Source organism: Achromobacter sp. Marseille-Q4954 (assembly GCF_943737025.1).
Classification (GTDB): Bacteria; Pseudomonadota; Gammaproteobacteria; order Burkholderiales; family Burkholderiaceae_B; genus Achromobacter; species Achromobacter bronchisepticus_A.
The window spans coordinates 257,592-273,867 of sequence record NZ_CALSFQ010000003.1; the positions used below are offsets into that span (position 1 = coordinate 257,592).

Annotated in this window: 14 protein-coding genes and 1 other RNA gene; 12 read left to right on the plus strand and 3 right to left on the minus strand. The window is 67.1% G+C overall.

The window, feature by feature from the left end; translation table 11 throughout:
* Window positions 1–38: 38 nt before the first annotated feature.
* From ffs to NGK62_RS26845, 9 genes are all read left to right on the plus strand, one after another.
* An RNA gene (gene ffs, locus NGK62_RS26805) (signal recognition particle sRNA small type) lies at window positions 39–136 on the plus strand.
* A 213-nt stretch (window positions 137–349) separates the two neighbouring features.
* The gene (locus tag NGK62_RS26810; protein WP_251881151.1) at window positions 350–2,524 is read left to right on the plus strand and encodes a DNA polymerase III subunit gamma/tau; all 2,175 of its coding nucleotides are present in this window, start codon (window positions 350–352) and stop codon (window positions 2,522–2,524) included.
* 45 nt (window positions 2,525–2,569) lie between these two features.
* On the plus strand, window positions 2,570–2,896 hold the full coding sequence (locus NGK62_RS26815) for a YbaB/EbfC family nucleoid-associated protein (RefSeq protein WP_013395612.1): 327 nt from the start codon (window positions 2,570–2,572) through the stop codon (window positions 2,894–2,896).
* A gap of 19 nt (window positions 2,897–2,915) precedes the next feature.
* Window positions 2,916–3,524, plus strand: coding sequence for a recombination mediator RecR (gene recR / locus NGK62_RS26820; RefSeq protein ID WP_059380176.1), 609 nt, complete (start codon window positions 2,916–2,918; stop codon window positions 3,522–3,524).
* A gap of 70 nt (window positions 3,525–3,594) precedes the next feature.
* On the plus strand, window positions 3,595–4,854 hold the full coding sequence (locus NGK62_RS26825; protein ID WP_059380175.1) for a CaiB/BaiF CoA transferase family protein: 1,260 nt from the start codon (window positions 3,595–3,597) through the stop codon (window positions 4,852–4,854).
* 11 nt (window positions 4,855–4,865) lie between these two features.
* A complete protein-coding gene (locus NGK62_RS26830) occupies window positions 4,866–5,906 on the plus strand; it encodes an ABC transporter substrate-binding protein (protein WP_054451384.1) in 1,041 nt (346 codons plus the stop codon).
* Window positions 5,899–6,708 (plus strand): ABC transporter ATP-binding protein, encoded by an 810-nt coding sequence (locus tag NGK62_RS26835; protein ID WP_059380174.1) that lies wholly within the window; start codon window positions 5,899–5,901, stop codon window positions 6,706–6,708. The genes NGK62_RS26830 and NGK62_RS26835 overlap by 8 nt, the downstream gene beginning before the upstream one ends.
* A gap of 150 nt (window positions 6,709–6,858) precedes the next feature.
* Window positions 6,859–7,656 (plus strand): ABC transporter permease, encoded by a 798-nt coding sequence (locus NGK62_RS26840; protein WP_059380173.1) that lies wholly within the window; start codon window positions 6,859–6,861, stop codon window positions 7,654–7,656.
* Window positions 7,657–7,668: 12 nt separating this feature from the next.
* Window positions 7,669–8,196: a carboxymuconolactone decarboxylase family protein gene (locus NGK62_RS26845; protein WP_251881153.1), complete on the plus strand. Its 528-nt coding sequence runs from the start codon at window positions 7,669–7,671 to the stop codon at window positions 8,194–8,196.
* Between the two features lie 65 nt (window positions 8,197–8,261).
* Here the strand turns inward: NGK62_RS26845 and tal are convergent, their stop codons facing one another.
* Window positions 8,262–9,215 carry a transaldolase gene (tal, locus tag NGK62_RS26850; RefSeq protein ID WP_251881155.1) on the minus strand — a complete coding sequence of 318 codons (954 nt, stop codon included), beginning with the start codon at window positions 9,213–9,215 and terminating at the stop codon, window positions 8,262–8,264.
* Between the two features lie 219 nt (window positions 9,216–9,434).
* Here tal and carA point away from each other — a divergent pair, with 219 nt between their 5' ends.
* The 3 genes from carA to NGK62_RS26865 all read left to right on the plus strand — a co-directional run bounded on the left by carA (window position 9,435) and on the right by NGK62_RS26865 (window position 14,693).
* Entirely contained in the window at window positions 9,435–10,589 is a 1,155-nt protein-coding gene (gene carA, locus NGK62_RS26855; protein WP_059380170.1) for a glutamine-hydrolyzing carbamoyl-phosphate synthase small subunit, read from the plus strand.
* A 10-nt stretch (window positions 10,590–10,599) separates the two neighbouring features.
* Entirely contained in the window at window positions 10,600–13,839 is a 3,240-nt protein-coding gene (gene carB / locus NGK62_RS26860; RefSeq protein ID WP_118932916.1) for a carbamoyl-phosphate synthase large subunit, read from the plus strand.
* Window positions 13,840–13,928: 89 nt separating this feature from the next.
* Window positions 13,929–14,693, plus strand: coding sequence for an SDR family oxidoreductase (locus NGK62_RS26865; protein ID WP_059380168.1), 765 nt, complete (start codon window positions 13,929–13,931; stop codon window positions 14,691–14,693).
* 4 nt (window positions 14,694–14,697) lie between these two features.
* On the opposite strand, the gene NGK62_RS26870 is transcribed toward NGK62_RS26865, so the two are convergent.
* Complete coding sequence (locus NGK62_RS26870; protein ID WP_251881157.1) at window positions 14,698–15,342, minus strand: histidine phosphatase family protein; 645 nt, start codon at window positions 15,340–15,342, stop codon at window positions 14,698–14,700.
* Window positions 15,343–15,360: 18 nt separating this feature from the next.
* Window positions 15,361–16,269, minus strand: coding sequence for a LysR family transcriptional regulator (locus tag NGK62_RS26875; protein ID WP_059380166.1), 909 nt, complete (start codon window positions 16,267–16,269; stop codon window positions 15,361–15,363).
* Between the last annotated feature and the right edge of the window lie 7 nt (window positions 16,270–16,276).

Here is a 16,276-nt window from a genome sequence, read left to right on the forward strand (position 1 = left end):
GCAAGCAAGCGAAGCGCAGCTCTGCTAGAATCTCGGCTGGCGGGCCCCTCCGCATGGTTCGGCGGTGAACCTGGTCAGGTCGGGAACGAAGCAGCCATAGTCGTTTAGGGTCAGTGCCGGAGTAAGGCTCGCCAACCGGATTCTTCAAAGCAACGCGTCATGACTATCCATGATGTCGTCGCTTTCAAGGGGGACGGGGTTATTTTCCAAGGATACGTTCCACGGGAATAAGCCCGTCCCCTTTGCGTTTCAGGCCGCGCGGAGCATGGATGCCATGCGCCGCGCCGAACCCCGGCAGCTGGACCGGCCATTTCGGGCCAGCTTGCGAAACAGGCTCTACAATCCACCCATGACTTATCTGGTACTGGCCCGCAAGTGGCGGCCGAGATCGTTCGATACCCTCGTGGGACAGGATCACGTGGTGCGCGCGCTGACGCATGCGCTCGACACCCAACGCCTGCATCACGCCTGGCTGTTCACGGGAACCCGCGGCGTCGGCAAGACCACGCTGTCGCGCATCCTGGCGAAGTCGCTCAACTGCGAAACCGGCATCACCTCCAAGCCTTGCGGCGTCTGTCGCGCCTGCACGGAGATCGATGCCGGACGTTTCGTCGACTACCTCGAACTGGATGCGGCTTCGAACCGCGGCGTCGAGGAAATGACGCAGCTGCTGGAACAGGCGGTGTACGCGCCGGGAGCGGGGCGCTTCAAGGTCTACATGATCGACGAAGTCCACATGCTGACCGGGCATGCGTTCAACGCCATGCTCAAGACGCTGGAAGAGCCGCCGCCGCACGTCAAATTCATCCTCGCGACCACCGACCCGCAGAAGATTCCGGTGACGGTGCTGTCGCGCTGCCTGCAGTTCAATCTGAAACAGATGCCGGCCGACTCCATCGTCGGCCACCTGCAGGCCGTGCTCGGCCAGGAAGCGGTGGGCTTCGACGTGCCGGCCCTGCGGCTGATCGGGCAGGCGGCCGCGGGCTCCATGCGCGACGCGCTGTCGCTGACCGACCAGGCCATCGCCTATAGCGCCGGCAACCTGACCGAGGACGCCGTGCGCGGCATGCTCGGCACCATCGACCAGCGGCATCTGGTGCGCCTGCTGGATGCGCTGTCCGCCGGCGACGCCAAGGGCGTGCTGGCGGTGGCGGATGAACTGGCCATCCGCGGCCTGTCCTATGCCGGCGCCTTGGCCGACCTGGCCGTGCTGCTGTCGCGCGTGGCCATCGAGCAGCGCGTGCGCGGCGTGACGCCCGCCGAGGATCCGCTGGCCGGCGATATCGCCCGGCTGGCGCTGGCCTTGCACCCGGACGCCGTGCAACTGTTCTATTCCGTGGCGGTGCACAGCCGCAGCGAACTGACCCTGGCGCCCGACGAATACGCGGGTTTCATCATGGCCTGCCTGCGCATGCTGGCGCTCAATGGCGACGCCGGCCCGCAGACCGCGCTCGAAGCGCCCGCCGCGCCGGCCCGCCAGACGGCCGATGCGGCCGCAGCGCCGGCGGCAGTCGCCGCGCCTGCGCCCGCCGCGGCGCAGCCCCAGCCCGCACCCGCAGCCGTTCAGATGGCTGCCGCAGCCGCACCGGTTGCGGCGCCCGCCGCGCAGCTCGCCCCCGCCGCCGCGATGCCCGCGCCGCCCGTGGCCGCGCAGGCATCCGAGCCGGTCGAACCCGCCGCGCCTGCAGCCGTCGCGCAGGCGTCCGAACCGGCTCCGGCCGCTGCGGAACCCGAACCGGTTGCGCCGGAACAAGCTCCGCAAGCCGTTCAGCCAGGCAGCGTGCCGCCTTGGGAAGACCTGCCGGCCGCTGCGCCGGCGGTGTCTGAAGCCGAAGCAGGCAAGACCGCCGGCTCGGCTGCGCTGGCCGTCACGCCTGCCACCGCCGCAGCCATCGCGCCCGCGCCGCAAGCCGATGACGGCGACGGCCCGCCCGCCTGGGTCGACGAAGAAATCCCGTTCGAAGCCGAAGGCGGCTTCGCACCGGACAACGGTTTTACGTCGGACCCCGACGACGATGATTTCGAAACCCTGGCCAGCGCGCCTTCGGCCGCGCCGCCCCCCGCGGCCCGCCGCGAAGGTCCGGCGCCCGCGCGCAAGCGGCAGTCGTCGCGCGCCCGCCTGACGGACATGACGTCGGAAACCTGGCCCGAGCTGGCCGCCCGCCTGCCGGTCACCGGCCTGGCGGCGGAACTGGCGCGCCAGAGCGCATGGGCCGGCGTGCAGGGCGATGCCGTCATCCTGCGCGTGGCCGTCAAGACGCTGGCCGAAAGCGAAAGCCGCGTCCGTCTGCAGACGGTGTTGTGCGAACATTTCGGCCAGGGCATACGGCTGGACGTCGAGGTCGGCGTGACGGGCGAGGCGACGGCGCATGCCGTGGCCCAGGCCGAACGCGCCGCCCGCCAGCAGGCCGCCGAAGAGGCGGTCGCGGTCGACCCGTTCGTACAGGCGCTCGTCGCCGATTTCGGCGGCCAGGTCGTCGCCGGCTCGATCCGCCACGTCGATTCCCCGGCCGCCGCTGCCTGAAGCGGCGGCCATCTCTCATTCCCCTCGTTCAAGGAAGCATCGATCATGATGAAAGGACAACTGGCCGGCCTGATGCGCCAGGCGCAGCAAATGCAGGAAAACATGAAGAAGGCGCAGGACGCGCTGGCCGACATCCAGGTCGAAGGCGCCTCCGGCGGCGGCCTGGTCAAGGTCACCATGACCTGCCGCCACGACGTCAAGCGCGTGGCCATCGATCCGTCGCTGCTGGGCGACGACAAGGACATGCTGGAAGACCTGGTCGCCGCCGCGTTCAACGACGCGCTGCGCAAGGCCGAAGCCACCTCGCAGGAAAAGATGGCCTCGGTCACCGCCGGCATGCCGCTGCCCCCGGGCATGAAGCTGCCGTTCTGAACGCAGCCCCAAGGCCGCAATGGACCCGCTACTGCCTGAACCCGAGCCGCTCGTCTCGCTGATCGAGGCGCTGCGGCGCCTGCCCGGCGTGGGCGTGCGCTCTGCCCGGCGCATGGCCTATCACCTGCTGCAGCATGACCCGCAAGGCGCGGACATGCTGGGGCAGGCGTTGGCGGGTGCCGTGCGGGACCTGAAGCATTGCGCCCGCTGCAACAGCTTCTCGGAAGAGGAAGTCTGCGGCACCTGCGTCAATCCCAAGCGCGATCCCTCGCTGCTGTGCATCGTCGAGACGCCGGCCGATCAGAACATGATCGAGTCCAGCCACGGCTATCGCGGCCTGTATTACGTGCTGATGGGCCGCGTCGCGCCGCTCGAAGGGATCGGTCCGCGCGAGCTGGATTTCGAGCGGGTGATCAAGCGCGCGACCGACGGCGTGGTGCAGGAGGTCATCCTGGCCACCAACTTCACCGCCGAAGGCGAAACCACCGCCCACTTCCTGGGCGAAGCGCTGGGCGAGCGCGGCCTGCGGGTCACGCGGCTGGCGCGCGGCGTGCCCGCCGGCAGCGAGCTGGAATACGTCGACGCCGGCACCATCGCCTGGGCCCTGATGGAGCGCAAGACCACCTGATTCCGCAGTAGTACCAGAACGCCTTGCCGGCAATGTATCGGCAACGGCAAAACAGTGAGGTAGACAAACCATGTCAGCGCTGACCGGACTGAAGGTCCTGGAACTCGGCACGCTCATTGCCGGCCCGTTCGCCGCGCGCATCTTCGGCGAATTCGGCGCCGACGTCATCAAGGTGGAAACGCCCCACGGGCCTGACGGCACGGGCGGCGGCGATCCCATCCGCAGCTGGCGCCATCTGCGCGAGGGCAACTCTCTCTGGTGGACGGTGCAGGCCCGCAACAAGCAATCCATCGCTCTCAACCTGAAAGATCCGCGCGCACGCGACATCGCCCGCAAGCTGGCGCTGGACGCCGACGTGGTGGTCGAGAACTACCGGCCTGGCGTGCTGGAAAAGTGGGGCCTGGGCTACGAGCAGCTGCGCGCGATCAACCCCGCGCTCATCATGGTGCGCCTGTCCGGCTATGGGCAGACCGGACCCATGAAGGACCAGCCGGGTTTCGGCGCCATCGGCGAATCCATGGGCGGGCTGCGTTACGTGTCGGGCCATCCCGACCGGCCGCCCCTGCGCGTGGGCATCTCCATCGGCGATTCGATCGCCGCGCTGCACGGCGTGATCGGCGCGATGATGGCGCTGCGGCACCGCGACGCCACCGGCGGGCGCTGGAACGGCAAGCAGGGCGCGGAGTGCCAGGCGGGGCAGGGCCAGATGGTGGACGTGGCGCTGTACGAGGCCGTGTTCAACATGATGGAAAGCCTGGTGCCCGAGTACGACGTGGCCGGCGTGGTGCGCGAGCGCACCGGCGGCGCGCTGCCCGGCATCGTGCCTTCGAATACCTACACCACCCGCGATGGGCAGAACATCGTCATCGCCGGCAACGGCGACGCGATCTTCCATCGGCTGATGCGCGCCATCGGCCGCGACGACCTGGCCACGGATCCGGGACTGGTGCGCAACGACGGCCGCGCCAAACGCGTCGACGAGATCGACGGCGCCATCCAGCAATGGTGCGGCGCGCGCGGCATCGAAGAGGCGCTGGGCGCACTGAAGGGCGCGGACGTGCCGGTGGGCAAGATCTACAGCGTGGCCGACATGTTCAGCGATCCGCAGTTCCTGGCGCGCCGCATGATAGAGCAGCACCGCTTCCCGGACGGCACGCCGGTCAAGCTGCCGGCCGTCGTGCCCAAGCTGTCGGAGACGCCTGGCGAGACGCGCTGGGTGGGCCCCGTATTAGGGGAACATACCGAGGAAGTCCTGAAATCGCTGGGGTATGATTCAGCGGCTATAGAAGAGCTGGCAAAGACCGGCGCTATCGGTCTGCCCGACAACTAGGAGACAAGCACATGTCAGTCACTCGCCGTGATCTGCTCAAGATGGCCGGCGCCGCCGGCGTCATGGGCATGGCGCCCGCCATCGTGCGCGCGCAGAAGCTGGAGAAGACCAAGGTCCAGATCGCAGTCGGCGGCAAGCCGCTGATCTACTATCTCCCCCTGTCCATCGCGGAAGCCCGCGGCTACTTCAAGGACGAAGGGCTGGACGTCAGCATCGCCGACTTCGCGGGTGGCTCCAAGGCCCTGCAGGCCGTGGTGGGCGGCAGCGCCGACATCGTGTCGGGCGCGTTCGAGCACACCTTGTCCATGCAGTCCAAGGGCCAGGCCTATCGCGCCTTCGTGCTGCAGGGCCGCGCGCCGATGATAGGCGTGGGCGTGTCCAAGAAGAACCTGCCCAACTACAAGAGCGCCGCCGACCTGAAGGGCAAGAAGATCGGCGTGACCGCGCCGGGTTCGTCCACCAACATGGTGGTCAGCTTCTTCCTGGCCAAGCACGGCCTGAAGGCCTCGGACGTGTCCATCATCGGCGTAGGCGCCGGCGCGGGCGCCGTGACCGCGCTGCGCAGCGGCCAGATCGACGCCATCTCCAACACCGACCCCGTGGTGTCGATGCTGGAAATGCCGGGCGACATCCAGATCATCGTCGACACGCGCACGCTCAAGGACACCAAGGAAATCTTCGGCGGCAACATGCCGGCGGGCTGCCTGTATGCCCCGCAAGCCTTCCTCGATGCCAACCCCAACACCACCCAGGCCCTGGCCAATGCGCTGGTGCGCGCCGACAAGTGGATCCAGAAGGCTGGCGCCGACGAAATCGCCAAGGTCGTGCCGGAAACCTATCTGCTGGGCGATCCGGCCGTCTACAAGGCCGCCATCGCCAAGAGCCTGGAAGGCCTGTCGCCGGACGGCCTGATCCCCGAGGATGGCGCGGCCACCGCGCTCAAGGCGCTGGCCGCCTACCAGGCGGACTTTGACGGTTCCAAGATCGACCCGTCCAAGGTCTGGACCAACGACTACGCGCGCCGCGCCAACGAGAAGTACCCCAATGGCTGAAGCTGCGCTGTCGCTGGAAAGCATCAGCTGCACCTTTGTCTCCCGCGACGACCGCTCGCAGCGCTACACCGCCGTCAGCGACACGACCCTGGCCATCGCGCCAGGGGAGTTCGTGTCGGTGGTGGGCCCGACCGGATGCGGCAAGTCCACCCTGCTCAACGTCAGCGCCGGCCTGTTGGCGCCGTCCTCGGGCAGCGTGAAGGTGTTCGGACAGCCGCTATCCGGCATCAATGAGCGCGCCGGCTACATGTTCCAGGGCGAGGCCCTGCTGCCCTGGCGCAGCGCGCTGGACAACGTGGTGGCGGGCCTGGACTTTGCCGGCGTGCCTCGGCAGCAGGCGCTGGAGCGCGGCCGCGAATGGATGCGCCGCGTGGGCCTGGGCGGCTTCGAAAGCCGCTATCCGCACCAGATGTCCGGCGGCATGCGCAAACGCACGATGCTGGCGCAGACGCTGATCCGCGATCCCGACATCATCCTGATGGACGAGCCGTTCTCGGCGCTGGATATCCAGACGCGCCAGCTCATGGAGAACGAGGTCCTGGACCTGTGGATGGCCAAGCGCAAGGCCGTGCTCTTCATCACGCACGACCTGGACGAGGCCATCGCCATGAGCGATCGCGTGGTGGTGCTGTCGGCCGGGCCGGGCACGCACCCCATCGGTGAATTCGCCATCGACCTGCCGCGTCCGCGCGACGTGGCCGAAGTGCGCACGCATCCGCGCTTCGTGGAGCTGCACTCCGCCATCTGGGGCGTGTTGCGCGAGGAAGTCCTAAAGGGCTACGCCCAACAGAAGCGAGCCTAAAGATGAGGCCCACCCCCGAAGCGCCTTTGGCGCTTCCCCCTCAAGGGGGCGCCGCAGGCGGACCGGCGAAGCCGGATCCGCGGCGGCCGGGCTTGGCGTATGCCTGCTGTCTAAGCAGAACGAGGCGTGCAAGCGCCCTGGAGTGGTGAGATGTCGAAGTCTTTGATCAAACCCGGTTCGGCCAGCCTGCGCTTCTGGCAGTTGCTGCTGCTCGTCATCATTCTGCTCGTTTGGCACTTCGCGTCGCGCGATCCCAAGGTGGCCTTCTTCTTCGGCGAACCCTTGAAGGTGTGGGGCCGCATCTGGGCCTGGTTCGTCACCAATGCGGACATCTATACCCACCTGGGCGTGACGCTGACCGAGACCGTGCTGGCGTTTTTCATCGGCACCATCGCCGGCCTGGCCTTCGGTCTGTGGCTGGGCCTGTCGCCCGGCGCAAGCGCGATTCTCGATCCCTACATCAAAGCCGCCAACTCGATGCCGCGCGTCATCCTGGCGCCCATCTTCGGCATGTGGTTCGGCCTGGGCATCTGGTCCAAGGTGGCGCTGGCCGTGACGCTGGTGTTCTTCATCGTGTTCTTCAACGTCTACCAGGGCGTGCGCGAAGTCAGTCCCACCTTGCTGGACAACGCCAGGATGCTGGGCGCGCGCCGCCGCCAGCTGTTGCGTCACGTGTACCTGCCGTCTGCCACCAGCTGGGTGTTCTCCAGCCTGCATACTTCGGTGGGCCTGGCCTTCGTGGGCGCGGTGGTGGGCGAGTATCTGGGCTCTGCCAGCGGCGTGGGCTATCTGATCCTGCAGGCCGAAGGCACGTTCGACGTCAACACCGTGTTCGCGGGCATCATCGTGCTCACGGCTTTTGCGCTGGTGCTGGACGCCATCGTCGGCATGGGCGAAAAGCGGCTGATGAAATGGCAGCCCAGGTCCGGCGAAACCGAAAAGATCTGACCGGAGTTTTCCATGGCCCGTCTCCCCTACGCCGACCTGACCCATCCCGAAGCCAAGCCCCTGGTCGACCGCATCGTCGCCGAACGCGGCAGCGTCCTGCACCTGTACCAGATGCTGCTGCACAGTCCCGCGGTGGCGGGCGGTTGGCTCAATTACCTGACCTCGATCCGCCAGCTCAGCACCTTGCCGGGCGATCTGCGCGAGCTGGTCATCATGCGCGTGGCGGCCATCAACGGCGCGCCCTACGAGGCTGACCAGCACGCGCCGATCGCGCTGAAAGAAGGCGTTTCGCAGGCGCAGCTGGACGCGCTGAATGACTGGGCGGCGTCAGACCTGTTCGATGAACGCGAAAGGGCGGTGCTGGCCTATACCGACGCCATGACGCGCCAGGTGCAGGTGCCGGAACCCGTGTTCCAGGCGGCGAAGGCGGCGATGGGTTCCGAAAAGCTCATCGTGGAGCTGACCGCGACGGTGGCGGCCTACAACATGGTGTCGCGCTTCCTGGAAGCGCTGCAGGTGCACTCTCACGATCATCGTTGAGGCAGGCGCGCGGCTGCGGGCCGCGCATTCCCTTGCCTGCGCGGGCGCCGCGGCGCCCGCCCTGATCAGGCGCGTTGCGCCTCGATCAACGTATCCAGCTTGACCGCGTCCGCCACGAACAGGCGGATGCCCTCCGACAGCTTCTCGCTGGCCATCGCGTCCTCGTTGAGCAGGGTGCGGAAGGTGACTTCGTCCGCGCCGATGCGGGCGAGGTTGGCGGGCACGTCGTCGGCGCGCAATTGCGCGGGCGCGTCGCCCTCGGTGCCGGCCAGCTTGGTCAGCAGCTCGGGGCTGATGGTCAGCAGGTCGCAGCCCGACAAAGCCAGGATCTGGCCCACGTTGCGGAAGCTCGCGCCCATGATTTCGGTGGGGATGTCGAAGTGCTTGTAGTACTGGTAGATCCGCGTGACGGACAGCACGCCGGGGTCGCGCGCGCCGGCATTGTCGGCCTCGACCCAGCTGGCGCCGGCGGACTTCTTGTGCCAGTCGTAGATGCGGCCGACGAAAGGCGAGATCAGCTGCACGCGGGCATCGGCGCAGGCCACGGCCTGCGGCAGCGAGAACAGCAGGGTCAGGTTGCAGCGCACGCCTTCCGATTGCAGGGCGCGGGCGGCCTGGATGCCTTCCCAGGTCGAGGCGATCTTGATCAGCACGCGCTCGCGCGGCACGCCGGCGGCTTCGTACAGGGCGATCAGGCTGCGGGCGCGCTCGATGGTGGCGCGGGTGTCAAAGGACAGGCGGGCATCCACCTCGGTCGATACGCGGCCGGGCACGATGTCCAGGATGGCGCGGCCGAAGGCCACCAACAGGCGGTCCATCAGTTCGGCGGTGGGCGCGCTGCGGTGTTCGCGCGCGGTCTTTTCCAGCAGGGGGCGGTAGGCGTCCTGCTGGACGGCCTTGAGAATCAGGGACGGGTTTGTGGTGGCGTCGGTCGGACGCAACGCCTTCATCGCTTCGAAATCCCCCGTGTCGGCGACGACGGTGGTGTGGTTGCGCAGGGCGTCAAGTTGGCTGGACATGGACGGTACGGCTCGCTGCAGGCTAGGGTTGAAGGTGTCCTAGCGTATCACTGAGGCCGCAGGCGCGCTGCCGGCCGGACGGTGGAGGGGGGCGGCGGGACGCGGAAAAACAGCCCAAAACCCCGTTTCCGGCCTTATTTGGCGCGGTTCCCCGAGAAAAACGGCCGCTCAAGGTATAATCCGAAGGTTTGATTATCGATTCTAAAACCGGGGTTTACTGTGCTGCCGCAACTCTTTCCCGAGGGGATCAACCGCTTCCCTCCTGCAATTCTGGCTCTGGCGGACGGTACCATTTTTCGAGGCGTGTCGATCGGTGCGCCTGGGCATACCGTTGCCGAAGTGGTGTTCAACACCGCGATGACCGGGTACCAGGAAATTCTCACCGATCCCAGCTATAGCGGCCAGATCGTCACGCTGACCTATCCGCACATCGGCAATACCGGCGTCAACGCCGAAGACGTGGAAGCCAAGCGCGTCTTTGCCGCCGGCCTGGTGGTCCGTGACTGTCCCGCCCGCGTGTCGAACTTCCGTTCCACGCAATCGTTGCCTGAGTACCTCTCCGAGCAAGGCGTCGTCGCCATTTCCGGCATCGACACCCGCAAGCTCACCCGCATCCTGCGTGAAAAGGGCGCCCAGGGCGCCTGCATCTTCGTCGGCACCGACGCCGAGCGCGCCGTCGAACTGGCCCGCGGCTTTGCCGGCATGGCCGGCCAGGACCTGGCCAAGGTGGTGTCGCTCAAGGATCGCGCCGAATGGACCGAAGGCACCTGGCAGCTGGGCGAGGGCTTCTCCAAGCCCGACCAGTCCAAGTTCCACGTCGTGGCCTACGACTTCGGCATCAAGACCAACATCCTGCGCCTGCTGGCCGACCGCGGCTGCCGCCTGACGGTGGTGCCGGCCCAGACCAGCGCCGAGGAAGTCCTCAAGCTCAACCCCGACGGCGTGTTCCTGTCCAACGGCCCCGGCGACCCCGAGCCCTGCGATTACGCCATCGAGGCCACGCGCGCCTTCCTGGACAAGAAGCTGCCGGTGTTCGGCATCTGCCTGGGCCACCAGATCATGGGCCTGGCGCTGGGCGGCAAGACGCTCAAGATGAAGACCGGCCACCATGGCGCCAACCACCCCGTGCAGGACCTCCAGTCCAAGCGCGTGTTCATCACCAGCCAGAACCACGGTTTCGCGGTCGACGCGGCCAGCCTGCCGGCCAACGCGCGCGTGACGCACGTCTCGCTGTTCGACGGCACGCTGCAGGGCTTCGAGCTCACCGACCGCCCGGCCTTCTGCTTCCAGGGTCACCCCGAAGCCAGCCCGGGTCCGCACGACATCCTTGAACTGTTCGACAAGTTCATCGCCCTGATGTCCGGCCAAAAGTAAAGATTGCATCATGCCCAAGCGTACAGACCTAAAAAGCATACTCATCATCGGCGCCGGCCCCATCATCATCGGGCAGGCCTGCGAATTCGACTATTCCGGCGCACAGGCGTGCAAGGCGCTCAAGGCCGAGGGCTACCGCACCATCCTGGTGAACAGCAACCCGGCCACGATCATGACGGACCCGGAAACGGCCGACGTCACCTACATCGAGCCCATCACCTGGCAAGCCGTCGAAAAGATCATCGAGCGTGAAAAGCCCGATGCGCTGCTGCCCACCATGGGCGGCCAGACCGCGCTGAACTGCGCCCTGGACCTGGCCCACCACGGCGTGCTGAAGAAGCACAACGTCGAACTGATCGGCGCCAACGAGCACGCCATCGAAAAGGCCGAGGACCGCCAGAAGTTCAAGCAGGCCATGACCGACATCGGCCTGGAATCGGCCAAGTCGGGCGTCGCCCACAGCATGGACGAAGCCTGGGAAGTGCAGCGCCGCATCGCGGCCGAAGTCGGCACCTCCGGCTTCCCCGCCGTGATCCGCCCCAGCTTCACCATGGGCGGTTCGGGCGGCGGCATCGCCTACAACGCCGAAGAATTCGAAACCATCTGCCGCCGCGGCCTGGAAGCTTCGCCTACCAGCGAACTGCTGATCGAAGAGTCGCTGCTGGGCTGGAAGGAATTCGAGATGGAAGTGGTCCGCGACAAGGCGGACAACTGCATCATCGTCTGCTCCATCGAAAACCTGGACCCGATGGGCGTGCACACGGGCGACTCGATCACCGTGGCGCCGGCCCAGACGCTGACCGACAAGGAATACCAGATCATGCGTAACGCATCGATCGCGGTGTTGCGCGAGATCGGCGTGGATACGGGCGGCTCGAACGTGCAGTTCGCCGTCAATCCCAAGAACGGCCGCATGATCGTCATCGAGATGAACCCGCGCGTGTCGCGTTCGTCGGCGCTGGCGTCCAAGGCCACCGGCTTCCCCATCGCCAAGGTCGCCGCGCGCCTGGCTGTGGGCTACACGCTGGACGAGCTCAAGAACGAAATCACCGGCGGCGCCACGCCTGCCTCGTTCGAACCCTCGATCGACTACGTGGTCACCAAGGTGCCGCGTTTCGCCTTCGAGAAATTCCCCACCGCCGACGCGCGCCTGACCACCCAGATGAAGTCGGTGGGCGAAGTCATGGCCATCGGCCGCACCTTCCAGGAATCCTTCCAGAAGGCGCTGCGCGGCCTGGAAGTGGGCGTGGACGGCCTGAACCAGAAGACCACCGACCGCGAAAAGCTGCAGGTCGAACTGGGCGAGCCCGGTCCGGAACGCATCTGGTACGTGGGCGATGCCTTCGCGCAGGGCTTCACGCTGGACGAAGTGCACAACATCACGCACATCGACCCGTGGTTCCTGTCGCAGATCAAGGAAATCGTCGACATCGAACTGGCGCTGGAACAGAAGACGCTGGCCGACCTGGATTACGCCACGCTGTGGGAACTCAAGCGCCGCGGTTTCTCCGACCGCCGCCTGGCCTTCCTGCTGGATTCCTCGGAATCCGAGGTACGCAAGTTGCGTCACCAGCTGAACGTGCGTCCGGTCTACAAGCGCGTCGACACCTGCGCCGCCGAATTCGCCACCCGCACGGCCTACATGTACTCGACCTACGAGGAAGAGTGCGAAGCCGCGCCCACCGACCGCAAGAAGATCGTGGTGCTGGGCGGCGGTCCGAACCGCATCGGCCAGGGCATTGAATTCGACTACTGCTGCGTGCATGCCGCGCTGGCGCTGCGCGACGACGGGTACGAGACCATCATGGTCAACTGCAACCCGGAAACCGTCTCCACCGACTACGATACCTCGGACCGCCTGTACTTCGAGCCGCTGACGCTCGAAGACGTGCTCGAGATCGTCCACAAGGAAAACCCGGTCGGCATGATCGTCCAGTACGGCGGCCAGACCCCGCTGAAGCTGGCGCGCGCCCTGGAAGCCAACGGCGTGCCCATCATCGGCACCAGCCCCGAATCCATCGACGTGGCCGAAGACCGCGAGCGCTTCCAGAAGCTGCTCAACAAGCTCGGCCTGCGCCAGCCGCCCAACCGCACCGCGCGCACCGAAGGCGAGGCCCTGGCCCACGCCGCCGAAATCGGCTATCCCCTGGTCGTTCGCCCCAGCTACGTGCTGGGCGGCCGCGCCATGGAAATCGTGCACGAGCAGCAGGACCTCGAGCGCTACATGCGCGAGGCCGTGAAGGTCAGCAATGACTCGCCCGTGCTGCTGGACCGCTTCCTGAACAACGCCACCGAAGTGGACGTGGACTGCCTGGCCGACGGCGAAACCGTCTTCATCGGCGGCGTCATGGAACACATCGAGCAGGCCGGCGTGCACTCGGGCGACTCGGCTTGCAGCCTGCCGCCGTACTCGCTGTCGGCGGAAGTCATCGCCGAGATCAAGCGCCAGACCACCATGATGGCCAAGGCGCTGAACGTCAGCGGCCTGATGAACGTGCAGTTCGCCATCCAGGGCGGCGATGTCTACGTGCTGGAAGTGAACCCGCGCGCCTCGCGCACGGTGCCCTACGTTTCCAAGGCCACCGGCCTGCAGCTGGCCAAGATCGCCGCGCGCGCCATGGCCGGCCAGACCCTGGCCGCGCAAGGCATCACCAAGGAAGTCGTGCCGCCTTACTTCTCGGTCAAGGAAGCCGTGTTCCCGTTCGTGAAGTTCCCGGGCGTGGACACCATCCTGGGCCCGGAAATGAAGTCGACCGGTGAAGTGATGGGCGTGGGCACGAGCTTCGGCGAAGCCTTCGTCAAGTCGCAGCTGGCCGCGGGCGTGCGCCTGCCGGAATCCGGCACGGTGTTCATCAGCGTCAAGAACCAGGACAAGCCCCTGGCGGTGGAAGTGGCGCGCGGCCTGCACGCGCTCGGCTTCAAGCTGGTCGCCACGCGCGGCACGGCCGCCGAGATCGAAGCCGCCGGCATCCCGGTGCAGCTGGTGAACAAGGTCACCGAAGGCCGTCCGCATATCGTCGACATGGTGAAGAACGGCGAGATCTCGCTGGTCATCAACACCGTCGAAGAGCGCCGCAACGCCATCGCGGACTCGCGCACCATCCGCACCCAGGCGCTGGCCGCCCGCGTGACCTTCTTCACGACCATCGCCGGCGCCCGCGCCGCGGTCGAAGGCATGCAATACCTGCGCCAAGGCCTGGGCCTGCAGGTCTATCCGCTGCAGGATCTGCACGCTTCCTTGCAAGCCTAAGCCGGCAAGCGACACAATAGGGCACGCGAAGGCGTGCCCTATTTTTTTGCAACGCGATTCCGCAACGTCACCACAGGCAACAGGCACACATGGAAAGAGTCTTCATCACCGGCGCCAGCAGCGGCCTGGGACGCGCCCTGGCGCAGCAATACGCGTCCACGGGCGCCACGCTGGGCCTGCTGGGCCGGCGCGAAGACGCGCTGCGCGAGCTGGCCGGCAGCCTGCCCGGCGAGCACCGCTGCTATGCGGTGGACGTACGCGACCGCCAGGCGCTGCATGCCGCGGCCCTGGATTTCATCGGGTTCTGCCAGGGGCGGGTGGACGTGGTCATCGCCAGCGCCGGCATCAGCGCCGGCACCCTGACCGAGCACGGCGAGGACTACGACGTCTTCAAGGCCATCGTCGACACCAATCTGCTGGCCACCGTGGCGACCTTCGAGCCCTTCATCGCATCCATGCGCCAGGCTGGGTCGGGCCGGCTGGTGGGCATCGCCAGCGTGGCGGGAGTCAGGGGCCTGCCAGGCGCGGGCGCCTACAGCGCGTCGAAATCCGCGGTGGTGACTTACTGCGAAAGCCTGCGGCTGGAACTGGCCGCCGAAGGCATAGACGTGGTGACGATCGCGCCCGGCTATATCAAGACGGCGATGACGGCCCACAATCCGTATTCCATGCCTTTCCTGATGGAAGCGGACGCCTTCGCCCGCCGCGCGCGCAGCGCGATCGGGCGGGGCGCGTCCTATGTGGTGATTCCGTGGCAGATGGGCATCGTGGCCAAGCTGATGCGCCTGTTGCCCAACGCCGTCTACGACAGGCTGGCGCGCAACGCGCCGCGCAAGCCGCGCCGCGCGCGCTAAGCGCTCAAGGCACCACGTCGTTGCCGACTTCGTCGGTCACGTGGCCTACGTCGCCCCAGTCCAGCACCTGCCACTTGCGGCCCTGCACGCCGACGCGGTTGATGCTGACGTTCAGCAGCGAAGCGTCGCGCGGCCCGTTGAGCGGCACGCCGGAGGCATGGCGCCAGATGATGTCCAGCACGCCGCCGTGCGTGAACATCAGGATGCGTTCGTCGTCGTGGCGGCTGGCAATGTCGTCCACGGTTGAAATGACGCGGGACTGGAATTGGCCCAGCGTTTCGCCGCCGTCCAGCGGACGCAGCGGGTCGCGGCTCTTCCAGGCGGCAGCGGCTTCGGGGGCCAGCACGTCGATGCGCTCGTGGTCCAGGCCTTCCAGCACGCCGAAGCCGCGCTCGCGGATGCCGGGCTCCACGCGCACGCGCAAGCCCAGCTGTTCGGACACGGGCAGGGCGGTGGCGTGGGCGCGCTGCAGGTCGCTGCTGTAGATGGCGTGGATGGGCGTATGGCGGGCCTCTTCGCGCAAGCGCGCGGCCAGCAGGCCGGCCTGGTTGACGCCGAATTCGTTCAGGGGGATGTCTTGCCAGCCTTGCAGGCGCCGCTGGCGGTTCCAGTCGGTTTCGCCGTGGCGGATGAACCAGATTTCAGTCATTACGATCTTGATGCGGGTTTAGAGCTGGGCGGACGCGATGGGCGCGCGCGGTTTCCAGATGGTTTGAATGATCGAGCTTAACGCGACCAGCGCGGGCTCGCTAGCGCGCTCGTAGGGCAGGATGAATCCCAGCATCGCGTCCACGCGCGCCTGGCCCCAGACGATGAAGTCGTTCGAGGCCGCGCCCGCCAGCGCGGCTTCCTCGCGCAACAGGGCGCAGCCTGCGCCCGCGCGCACCAGCGCGTCCAGGTTGGCCTGGTCGTCGTTCTGCATCACGACGCGCGGCGACAGGCCATGGCGTTCGAACATGTCGCGCAACAGCAGGTGCGTGTGGCTGCCGGAAGGACCGTCCAGCCAAGGCAATTGCGCCACCTCGCGCCAGCCGCCGCGTTTGAGCACGGCGGCATGCTCGCGGGGCATGGCGATGCGGTAGCGCACGCTGCGCAGGGGCTGCCAAAGCACGCCGCGCGGCGGATTGGCGGCAATGATCAGCGCCGCCGGCAGGCGGCCGGTGCTGACCTGTTCGGCCAGCGCGGCGGCAGGCAGGGTCTGGGTCTTCAGCTCGACCAGCGGCAGGCGTTGGGTGACGGCCGAGGCCAGTTCGCCCAGGCGCAGGAAATCCGGTTTTTCGCTGGGTACGCCCAGCTCGACCGCGCCATGCAGGCTGCCTTGCAGCTGCTGGGCCTCGGATTTGAACTGCGCGCCCAGCACCAGCAGCGACTCGGCGGTGGGCAGCAGCACCTCGCCGGCCTTGGTCAGCGCCAGCCGGCCGCCGCTGCGGTCGAACAAGGCCACGCCCAGGCTTTGTTCCAGCGCCTTGATCTGCGCGGTCACGGCGGGTTGGGTCAGCGACAGCGCCTCGGCCGCCTTCGTCAGGTTGCCCAGCCGGGCGACCGTGACGAAGGCGCGGATCTGATAGATTTCCATGGCCCCG

Excerpts from the sequence above, each read along its gene's own strand:
- NGK62_RS26815 (WP_013395612.1), top strand. The coding sequence starts at position 2,570 with ATGATGAAAGGACAACTGGCCGGCCTGATGCGCCAGGCGCAGCAAATG.
- tal (WP_251881155.1), bottom strand. The coding sequence starts at position 9,215 with ATGTCCAGCCAACTTGACGCCCTGCGCAACCACACCACCGTCGTCGCC.
- NGK62_RS26875 (WP_059380166.1), bottom strand. The coding sequence starts at position 16,269 with ATGGAAATCTATCAGATCCGCGCCTTCGTCACGGTCGCCCGGCTGGGC.
- recR (WP_059380176.1), top strand. The coding sequence starts at position 2,916 with ATGGACCCGCTACTGCCTGAACCCGAGCCGCTCGTCTCGCTGATCGAG.
- NGK62_RS26810 (WP_251881151.1), top strand. The coding sequence starts at position 350 with ATGACTTATCTGGTACTGGCCCGCAAGTGGCGGCCGAGATCGTTCGAT.
- NGK62_RS26865 (WP_059380168.1), top strand. The coding sequence starts at position 13,929 with ATGGAAAGAGTCTTCATCACCGGCGCCAGCAGCGGCCTGGGACGCGCC.
- NGK62_RS26870 (WP_251881157.1), bottom strand. The coding sequence starts at position 15,342 with ATGACTGAAATCTGGTTCATCCGCCACGGCGAAACCGACTGGAACCGC.
- NGK62_RS26845 (WP_251881153.1), top strand. The coding sequence starts at position 7,669 with ATGGCCCGTCTCCCCTACGCCGACCTGACCCATCCCGAAGCCAAGCCC.
- NGK62_RS26830 (WP_054451384.1), top strand. The coding sequence starts at position 4,866 with ATGTCAGTCACTCGCCGTGATCTGCTCAAGATGGCCGGCGCCGCCGGC.
- NGK62_RS26840 (WP_059380173.1), top strand. The coding sequence starts at position 6,859 with ATGTCGAAGTCTTTGATCAAACCCGGTTCGGCCAGCCTGCGCTTCTGG.
- NGK62_RS26835 (WP_059380174.1), top strand. The coding sequence starts at position 5,899 with ATGGCTGAAGCTGCGCTGTCGCTGGAAAGCATCAGCTGCACCTTTGTC.
- NGK62_RS26825 (WP_059380175.1), top strand. The coding sequence starts at position 3,595 with ATGTCAGCGCTGACCGGACTGAAGGTCCTGGAACTCGGCACGCTCATT.
- carB (WP_118932916.1), top strand. The coding sequence starts at position 10,600 with ATGCCCAAGCGTACAGACCTAAAAAGCATACTCATCATCGGCGCCGGC.